The organism is Blautia sp. AF19-10LB (assembly GCF_003461245.1).
Lineage (GTDB): Bacteria > Bacillota > Clostridia > Lachnospirales > Lachnospiraceae > Blautia_A > Blautia_A intestinihominis.
In genome coordinates, this window is record NZ_QTWS01000061.1 from 1401 (window position 1) to 10934 (window position 9534).

Annotated in this window: 6 protein-coding genes and 1 pseudogene; all 7 read left to right on the top strand. The window is 52.6% G+C overall.

Annotated features, from left to right (window positions below):
- On the top strand, positions 1–1762 hold a 1762-nt coding region (locus DWX28_RS18325; RefSeq protein ID WP_243002496.1), incomplete at its 5' end, for a VirB4-like conjugal transfer ATPase, CD1110 family.
- Positions 1759–2640, top strand: coding sequence for a DNA-methyltransferase (locus DWX28_RS18330; RefSeq protein ID WP_005928563.1), 882 nt, complete (start codon positions 1759–1761; stop codon positions 2638–2640). The genes DWX28_RS18325 and DWX28_RS18330, both read left to right, overlap by 4 nt.
- A 38-nt stretch (positions 2641–2678) precedes the next feature.
- Positions 2679–4742 carry a C40 family peptidase gene (locus DWX28_RS18335; RefSeq protein ID WP_035393412.1) on the top strand — a complete coding sequence of 688 codons (2064 nt, stop codon included), beginning with the start codon at positions 2679–2681 and terminating at the stop codon, positions 4740–4742.
- A gap of 34 nt (positions 4743–4776) precedes the next feature.
- The gene (locus DWX28_RS18340; protein ID WP_005928569.1) at positions 4777–5034 is read left to right on the top strand and encodes a DUF4315 family protein; all 258 of its coding nucleotides are present in this window, start codon (positions 4777–4779) and stop codon (positions 5032–5034) included.
- Positions 5024–5728: a DUF4366 domain-containing protein gene (locus DWX28_RS18345; RefSeq protein ID WP_117524145.1), complete on the top strand. Its 705-nt coding sequence runs from the start codon at positions 5024–5026 to the stop codon at positions 5726–5728. The genes DWX28_RS18340 and DWX28_RS18345 overlap by 11 nt, the downstream gene beginning before the upstream one ends.
- Positions 5725–7821: a DNA topoisomerase 3 gene (locus DWX28_RS18350; protein ID WP_117524143.1), complete on the top strand. Its 2097-nt coding sequence runs from the start codon at positions 5725–5727 to the stop codon at positions 7819–7821. Before DWX28_RS18345 ends, DWX28_RS18350 begins: the two co-directional genes overlap by 4 nt.
- A gap of 196 nt (positions 7822–8017) precedes the next feature.
- Positions 8018–9514 (top strand): annotated as a pseudogene (locus DWX28_RS18355) (antirestriction protein ArdA); the annotation flags it as partial.
- Positions 9515–9534 lie beyond the last annotated feature (20 nt).

Here is a 9534-nt window from a genome sequence, read left to right on the forward strand (position 1 = left end):
TGTGCCGTCGGGGCTTTCTACAAAGGACTTTATCGCCCCGTCCTCGTTCCGTTTTGGCGACGGGCGCACGTTCCGCATGGGGCGAAAACTTGGTGCGGTATCGTTCCTTGAAATCCTTGCGCCGGAGCTGAATGACCGTATGCTTTCGGACATTCTCGACCTTGAAAACGGGATAATCGTCAATATGCATATCCGCAGTATCGACCAGAGCGAAGCAATCAAGACTATCAAGCGCAAGATAACCGACCTCGACAAGATGAAGATTGAGGAACAGAAAAAAGCGGTACGCAGCGGGTATGACATGGATATAATTCCGTCCGACCTTGCTACTTTCGGCAGCGAAGCAAAAAATCTGTTGCAGGATTTACAGAGCCGCAACGAGCGAATGTTTCTGCTGACGTTCCTTGTGGTAAACATGGCAGACACAAAACGGAAACTAGATAATGACGTATTTGCTACGGCGGGCTTTGCACAGAAAAACAACTGCGCTCTGACCCGCCTTGACTATTTGCAGGAAGCGGGCTTTATGTCCTCTATTCCTCTTGGGGAGAACCTTATCCCCATTCAAAGAGGGCTTACGACCAGTAGCACCGCTATTTTTATCCCGTTCATCACGCAGGAGCTTTTCCAAAGGGGTGCAGCCCTTTACTACGGCTTAAATGCCCTTAGTAACAACATGATACTCTGCGACCGCAAGCAACTGAAAAATCCCAACGGGCTTATTCTTGGAACACCGGGAAGCGGTAAATCCTTTGCGGCAAAACGGGAAATGACAAACGCCTTTCTCATTACCGACGACGATATTATTATCTGCGACCCGGAAGCAGAATATTTTTCCCTTGTGCAGCGTTTGGGCGGGCAAGTGATACGTCTGTCGCCTGCCGGAAAAGGCATGGACGGCAAGCCCCAGTATGTGAACCCTATGGATATTAACCTCAACTACTCCGAGGACGACAACCCGCTTGCCTTGAAATCCGACTTTATCCTTTCCCTCTGCGAGCTTGTTATCGGCGGCAAAGAGGGCTTGCAGCCCGTGGAAAAGACCGTCATTGACCGCGCCGTTAGGAATGTGTACCGACCTTTCCTTGCAGACCCCGACCCGGCAAAAATGCCGATTTTGGGCGACCTCTACAACGAACTGCTGAAACAGCCGGAGCCGGAAGCTGCCCGCATTGCGGCGGCATTGGAGCTTTATGTTTCCGGCTCTCTGAACGTCTTTAACCACCGTACCAACGTGGAGCTTTCAAACCGTCTTGTCTGCTTTGATATTAAGCAGCTTGGAAAGCAGCTCAAAAAATTAGGTATGCTCATTGTGCAAGACCAGGTGTGGAACCGCGTGACCGTCAACCGCGCCGAGAAAAAGGCAACCCGTTACTATATGGACGAATTTCATTTGCTTTTGAAAGAGGAACAGACCGCAGCCTATTCTGTGGAGATTTGGAAGCGTTTTCGTAAATGGGGCGGCATACCGACGGCTATCACACAGAACGTCAAAGACCTTTTAAGCAGCCGCGAAGTCGAGAATATCTTTGAAAACTCCGATTTTGTCCTCATGCTCAATCAGGCACAGGGCGACCGGGCTATCCTTGCAAAGCAGCTTAACATCTCCCCGCAGCAGATGAAGTATGTAACCCACACCGAAGCGGGCGAGGGGCTTATCTTTTACGGGAATGTGGTGCTGCCGTTCATTGACCGCTTCCCGACGGACACCGAGCTTTACTGTCTGCTTACGACAAAGCCGGAGGAAGTGAGCAAGCCATGAAAACAGACGTAATCATCAACCGCGACGCCCTCTATGCCCTGCGGGAGCTTCCGAGCGAAAGCGTGAACTGCTGCGTCACAAGCCCGCCTTACTATGGACTAAGGGACTACGGGCTTGACGCGCAGATTGGACGTGAGGACACGCCGGAGCAGTATATCGGGCGGCTTGTGGAAGTGTTCCGGGAGCTGCGCCGGGTACTCAAAGACGACGGGACATTTTGGCTGAATATCGCAGACACATACTGCGGCAGCGGCATGAAAGCGGGCTGCAAGCAAAAGGATTTAATCGGTATTCCGTGGCTTCTTGCCTTTGCCCTGCGCTCTGACGGGTGGTATTTACGCAGCGATATTATCTGGCTGAAAGAAAACCCTATGCCGGAAAGCTGCCGCGACCGACCGAGCCGCTGCTATGAGCATATCTTTTTACTGACGAAATCAAAGAAATATTACTATGACGCTGCCGCCATTGCAGAGCCGATCGCGCCGGGAACGGCTGCGCGCTACAGGCAAGGGCGCAGCGCAGGACACAAATACGCCGAGGAAGTACCAGGACAGGGCAAGGTACAGGGTATCAATCAGCCCCGCAGCGGCAGCTATTATGACGACGCCCTTATGCCGACCACAAGAAACAAGCGGGACGTTTGGCTTATCAATACCGTACCGTACAAGGGCGGGCATTTTGCCGCCTATCCCCCGAAGCTCGCGGAAACGTGCATACTTGCGGGCTGTCCGAAAGGCGGCGTTGTGATAGACCCGTTCTTTGGAAGCGGCACCACCGGGCTTGCAGCGCAAAGCCTTGACCGCCGCTATATCGGCATTGAACTGAACGCCGAGTATTGCGCCCTTGCAGGGGCGCGGATTGGAGGTGGTAACACTTGAAAGACCCATTAAAGCCCCGCGATAAAATCACGCAGAAAATGACCCGCGACGGGGCTATCGCAGAAAATCAGACCACGGGAGACACGGAACGTATCAGCAACCGCATACGGGACGCGGATTTACAAAAGACCCCGGAACAACAGGCGGCACAGGACGCTATGCAGCTTCCCCCGGTATCTGATACAAGCCCGCTTCCCCATGTGCCGGGAGCTGCCCCCAAAGCGGACACAGGCAAAACGGAGCGCGTCATGAAGCATATCGACGCCGCCCATACACGAAAAGCCAGTAAAAAGGCAGTACGAAAAGCACAGGCAGAAGCTACCGCCGGGACGAAATCTTCCCGGCTGCAATTTACCGACGAGGAACGCGCTGCCCCGGAGCTTGAAAAGTATATCAAGAAATCCGATAAAGCCGCCGACCGCTTGGATAAGGCAAAGGCAGCTATCCCCAAAGAAAAGAAACTGGTAAAAGAGCGCACCTTTGACGAAACCACCGGGAAAGGCAAGACCCGCCTGCACTTTGAGGAAAAGGACAAGCCGCCCGGATTTAAGGAGAAGCACAACCCGCTATCCCGCCCCACACAGGAAGCCGGGATTTTGGTACATAACAAAATCCATTCTGTCGAAAAGGATAATTCCGGCGTGGAGGGCGCACACAAGAGCGAGGAAGCCGCAGAACGGGGATTGAAGTACGGGGCGCGGAAAATCAAGCAGGGCTACCGCAACCATAAGCTGAAACCCTACCGGGAAGCGGCAAAGGCAGAAAAAGCGGCTTTTCGGGCAAATATGGACTTTCAGTATCACAAGACCCTGCATGAGAACCCGCAGCTAACCAGTAACCCCATTTCCCGGTTTTGGCAGAAGCAGAAAATCAAGCGGCAGTATGCAAAGGAAGCCCGCAATACCGCAAAGGGTATCAAGGGCGCGGCAGAACGCACCCGCAAGGCGGCAGCCAAAGCCGCCGAGAAAACGAAGCAGACCGCAGCATTTGTGGCAAGGCACCCGGCGGGTGTGGCAATCGCTGTCGGGGTGCTACTGCTCTTTATCATGGTTATGTCCGGGCTGTCCTCTTGTGGGGCAATGTTTTCCGGCACGTTAAACGGCGTGCTTGGAACGTCCTATACGTCCGAGGACAGCGACCTTGTGGAAGTGGAAAACAGCTACGCAGGATTGGAAAACGAGCTGCAAAGCAGGATTGACAATATCGAGCGCGACAATCCGGGCTATGACGAGTACCGCTATGACCTTGCAAATATCGGACACAATCCCCATGAATTAGCGTCTTATCTGACCGCAAAATACCAAAGCTACACCTGCGCCGAGGTACAGAGCGAATTACAGCGGATTTTCAATCAACAATACAAGCTGACGCTGACCGAGGAAGTGGAAATACGCTACCGGGAGGAAGAACGCACCGACACATGGACAGATGAGGACGGCAACGAGCATACGGACACCTACACGGTACAAGTGCCTTATGAGTATTACATCTTGAACGTCAAGCTGACGAATACCCCACTATCCACCATTGCGGAAAACAATCTGACCCCGGAACAACTGGAAATGTACCGGGTGTACTTACAGACAAGCGGGAACAAGCCCCTTATCTTTGGCGGCGGCTCTCCCGACACTTCCGCGTCGGAAGATTTAAGCGGCGTGGACTTTGTAAACGGAACGCGCCCCGGCAATACCGCTATCGTTGACCTTGCAAAACGGCAAGTCGGAAATGTGGGCGGCTATCCGTATTGGAGCTGGTACGGCTTTAATTCCCGCGTGGAATGGTGCGCCTGTTTCGTGTCCTGGTGCTACGGGCAAATGGGACTTTCCGAGCCGCGCTTTGCCGCCTGCCAGTCGCAGGGTATTCCGTGGTTTACTTCTCACGGACAATGGGGAGCGCGGGGCTATGAAAACATTGCCCCCGGCGACGCTATCTTTTTTGACTGGGATTTAGACGGCAGCGCAGACCATGTAGGACTTGTTATCGGCAGGGACGAAAGCCGCGTCTATACCGTGGAGGGCAATTCCGGCGACGCCTGCAAGATTAAGAGCTATCCCCTTGACTATGCCTGTATCAAAGGGTACGGGCTGATGAACTGGAACTGACACATTTTTTGAAAATCGAAAGGAGAAAAATTTTATGGCAATGAGTAAAATCGAAAGAATTGACAAGGAAATCCAAAAGACCCGTGAGAAAATCACGGAGTATCAGAACAGGCTGCGCGGACTGGAAGCACAGAAAACCGAAGCGGAAAATCTGCAAATCGTTCAGCTTGTGCGCTCTATGCGCCTTACCCCGCAGGAGCTTACCGCTATGCTTGCGGGCGGAGGTATTCCGGGCATTGCCCCTATGCCCGCAGACTATGAGGAACAGGAGGACAATGCAGATGAAGAATAAAATTCTTAGAAGCCTTACCGCACTTTGCGCCGCCCTTATGCTCATGGGCGGCTTTTCTGTTACCGCCTTTGCACAGACACCTACGACGGAAGAAACCGACGACAGCGGCGTGATCGTGGAAACCGAACCGCAGCCCCTTACCCCGGAGGGCAACATGACCCTTGTGGACGACATCGACGGGGACGCTGCCGAGGATAAACAGTTTATCGTCGTGAAAAGCAAAGGCGGCAACTATTTTTACATTATCGTTGACCGGGCAGCCGAGGGGGAAAATTCCGTCCACTTCCTAAATCAAGTAGACGAAAGCGACCTTATGGCGATTATCGGGGAGGAACAGACCGAACAGCCCCCGGCTGTCTGCAACTGTACCGAGAAATGCAAGGCGGGCGAAGTCAACACCGCCTGTCCTGTCTGCTCTGTAACTATCAATAACTGCACAGGCAAGGACACCGAGCCGGAAGCTCCCGCAGAGCCGGAGAAACCCAAAAACAGCATGGGCGGGCTTCTCATCTTCCTTGTTGTGGGACTTCTTGGCGGCGGCGCAGCCCTCTACTACGTTAAGTTTATGAAACCGAAGCAGAACGTAAAAGGCAGCACCGACCTTGACGAGTTCGATTTTGACGAATACGACGAGGACGAGCCGGAGGAAGAAACTGACATCGCAGACACCGAACAGGAGGACGAGGAAGAATGAAACTTGTGATTTGTGAGAAACCCAGCGTCGGGGCGGCGGTTGCCGCCGCCCTTGGCGTTACGGGTAAGAAAGACGGATATATCGAAAATGACAAGTACATCATTTCTTGGTGTATCGGGCATTTGGTACAGCTTTCCGAAGCTGCCGCCTATGGGGAGCAGTACAGAAAATGGAGCTATGACAGCTTACCCATTCTGCCGCAGGAATGGCAGTACACCGTAGCCGCCGACAAGGGAAAACAATTCAAAATCTTGAAAGACCTCATGCACCGCGCCGACGTTTCGGAAGTCGTGAACGCCTGCGACGCGGGGCGCGAGGGAGAATTGATTTTCCGATTTGTCTATGAAATGGCGGGCTGCAAGAAACCCTTTACCCGTCTTTGGATTTCCTCTATGGAAACGGACGCAATTCGAAGCGGCTTTGAACATCTGAAGGACGGGCGCGGGTATGACACCCTCTATCATTCCGCACTATGCAGGGCAAAGGCTGACTGGCTTATCGGTATCAATGCGACCCGCCTTTTCTCCTGCCTGTATGGAAAGACCTTGAACGTGGGACGTGTGCAGACCCCGACCTTAAAAATGCTTGTAGACCGGGACGCTGCCATTACAAACTTCAAGAAAGAAACCTACTATCATGTGCGCCTTATGCTCCCCGGCGCAGAAGCGGCAAGCGCGAAGATCTGCGCCGCTGATGAAGCGGGCAAACTGAAAGCAGCCTGCGAAGCGTCGGCGGCTGTCTGTACTTCCCTTGTGAAAGAAAAGAAAACCATTGCCCCGCCGAAGCTCTTTGACCTTACCAGTTTACAGCGGGAAACAAACCGTATTTACGGGTACACGGCAAAGCAGACCCTTGACCTTGCACAGACCCTCTATGAAAAGAAGCTCTTGACCTATCCGAGAACGGACAGCGCATTTCTGACCGATGACATGGGAGAAACAGCGACGGGCATTATCGCGCTGCTATGCGGGAAGCTGCCCTTTATGGCGGGCATTTCCTTTACGCCGGAAGTTTCCCGCGTTCTGAACAGCAAAAAGGTATCAGACCACCACGCAATCATTCCCACTATGGAGCTTGCAAAGGCTGACCTTACCGCGCTGCCGGAAAGCGAGCGCAATATCCTTACCCTTGCCGGGGCGCGTCTGCTTATGGCGACCGCCGAGCCGTACAGTTTTGAAGCGGTAACGGCGGTTTTCTCCTGCGCCGACCATGAATTTACGGCAAAGGGAAAGGCGGTAATCGCTGCCGGGTGGAAAGACATGGAACGGCTTTACCGGGTGACCCTCAAAAAGAAGCCGGACAGCGACGACGAAAACGAACTTGTTTTAGATGTGCCGGACTTTACCGAGGGACAGACCTTTGAAAACCCTGCTGCAAAGGTTACGGAGCATGAAACGACGCCGCCGAAGCCCCACAATGAAGCGTCCTTACTTTCTGCTATGGAACGCGCTGGGAATGAGGACACCGACCCGGACGCAGAACGCCGGGGGCTTGGGACGCCCGCTACCCGCGCCGCTGTCATTGAAAAGTTAGTAAAAGGCGGCTTTATCGAGCGCAAGGGCAAGCAGCTACTTCCTACCAAAGACGGCACAAACCTTGTGTGCGTCCTGCCGGACAGCTTAACTTCTCCGCAGCTTACGGCTGCATGGGAAAACAATCTGACGCAGATTGCAAAGGGTAACGCTGACCCTGCCGCTTTCATGCAGGGTATCGAAGCAATGACGCAGGAGCTTGTAAAAACCTATGCTTCCGTGTTGGGTGAGAAACAAGAGCTTTTCAAGACAGAAAAAACAGAGCTTGGGAAGTGTCCCCGCTGCAAGTCCCTGGTCTATGAGGGAAAGAAAAACTACTACTGTTCCAACAAAGAGTGCGGCTTTACCATGTGGAAAAATGACCGCTTCTTTGAGGAACGAAAAACCGCCTTTACCCCGAAGATTGCCGCAGCACTTCTTAAATCCGGCAAGGCAACAGTTAAAAAACTGTACTCTCCGAAAACGGGCAAAACCTACGACGGAACGGTACTTTTAGCCGACACGGGCGGTAAATATGTGAATTACAAAGTAACCATTTCAAAGAACAAAGAACTTGAATAGCAAGCATAGGAAGCGGGTACCCACTTCCGTAAATCCCCCGTTTTCGTCTGCCGACGATTGCGGGGGATTTTTCTTGTTGGGAAGTTTCCCAAACCCTCTGCAATTTTTCAAAATCTTTGGCAGAACAGGCGGCGCGTTGTATTTAGGAGCGTAACCACCAACGCGCAGCGTCTACGCTGCCATTTCAGAAAGGAGCGAATACATGAGCGAACAATTTTCCATTCTTATCGACAGCCGCACCCGCTTTGAAACAAGCGAACCGGGCGGCGTGTGGCTTTCCATGCCGACCACAAAGGAGCAGCTTCACGAAGCTATGCAGCGCGTCGGCATTACTGCGGATAACCCGCAGGACTTCTTTATCAACGGCTTTGCAAACACCGAGCAGCAGCCCTTTGACGTGCCGCTTCCCGTTATCCAGAGCGCAGGGCTTGACGAACTGAACTACTTAGGCAATCTGCTTGCCATGCAGCGCGACGAGGACAGGGACAAGTTTACGGCGGCGGTAGCTCTTGGGGAACGTGCCGGAAGTGTCAAAGACCTTATCAACCTTGCACAAAATCTTGACTGCTACTGGCTTTATCCCACCGTACAGAACGAAGAAGATTACGGCTATTACCTTATCGACGAACTGGACGAATTAGAACTGCCCGAAGAAGCAAAAAAGTATTTCATGTATGAGGATTACGGGCGGGACGCTGCTATCAATGACGGAGGACGCTTTACCGAACAGGGCTATATCTACAACAACAAGAACACCTTTACGGAGTGGTACAACGGCAGAGAAAGCGACATACCGAGGGAATACCGCGTTATGAGCTTCCCGCAGCCGCACCGCCCCGACCCGTCAAAGGTAGAAATGGACGCAGCCGCACCGGGACAGAAAACAGTGCAGACCATAGAGCAGCCGCAGGAGCCGCGCCCGGTTATCCCTATTGTGCTGACGAGCGAAAAACCCGCAGAGAAATTGAAAGAGATTACCGACCGTCTGGAACAGGGAATAACGGAACTCTTTGACAGCGAGCGTTACCGGGAATATCTGCGCGTCATGTCAAAATTTCATAATTACAGCTTTAACAATACGCTGCTTATCGCCATGCAGAAGCCGGACGCTTCCCTTGTTGCGGGCTTTTCCGCATGGAAAAATAATTTTGGGCGAAACGTGATAAAAGGGCAAAAAGGAATTAAAATCATTGCCCCGTCGCCTTACAAAGTCAAACAGGAAATGAAGAAAATCGACCCCCACACGCAGCAGCCTATCATTGGGAAAGACGGGAAGCCGGTTACGGAGGAAAAGGAAATCACGATACCCGCTTATAAGGTAGTGTCTGTCTTTGACGTGTCGCAGACCGAGGGGCGCGAGCTTCCCGACATTGCCGTAAATGAACTGACGGGCGACGTGGAGCGTTACAGGGATTTTTTCGCTGCCCTTGAAAAGACTTCCCCCGTTCCTATTGGCTTTGAGCAGATACCGGGTAGCTCTCATGGTTACTACCATTTGGAGGACAAGCGCATTGCCATTGACGAGGGCATGAGCGAGATTCAAACCTTGAAAACGGCGATACATGAAATCGCACACGCAAAGCTGCACGATATAGATTTGAACGCGCCGGAGAACGAACAGCAGCCCCATATTGACAGGCGTACCCGCGAAGTCGAAGCGTTATACTCAGCATTCCAAAATGTTAATCATTTTAAAGAATGCTGAGAAATAAG

What these genes read in the sequence shown, in the direction of transcription:
- DWX28_RS18330 (WP_005928563.1), top strand. Translation starts at nt 1,759, where the DNA reads ATGAAAACAGACGTAATCATCAACCGCGACGCCCTCTATGCCCTGCGG.
- DWX28_RS18335 (WP_035393412.1), top strand. Translation starts at nt 2,679, where the DNA reads ATGACCCGCGACGGGGCTATCGCAGAAAATCAGACCACGGGAGACACG.
- DWX28_RS18340 (WP_005928569.1), top strand. Translation starts at nt 4,777, where the DNA reads ATGGCAATGAGTAAAATCGAAAGAATTGACAAGGAAATCCAAAAGACC.
- DWX28_RS18345 (WP_117524145.1), top strand. Translation starts at nt 5,024, where the DNA reads ATGAAGAATAAAATTCTTAGAAGCCTTACCGCACTTTGCGCCGCCCTT.
- DWX28_RS18350 (WP_117524143.1), top strand. Translation starts at nt 5,725, where the DNA reads ATGAAACTTGTGATTTGTGAGAAACCCAGCGTCGGGGCGGCGGTTGCC.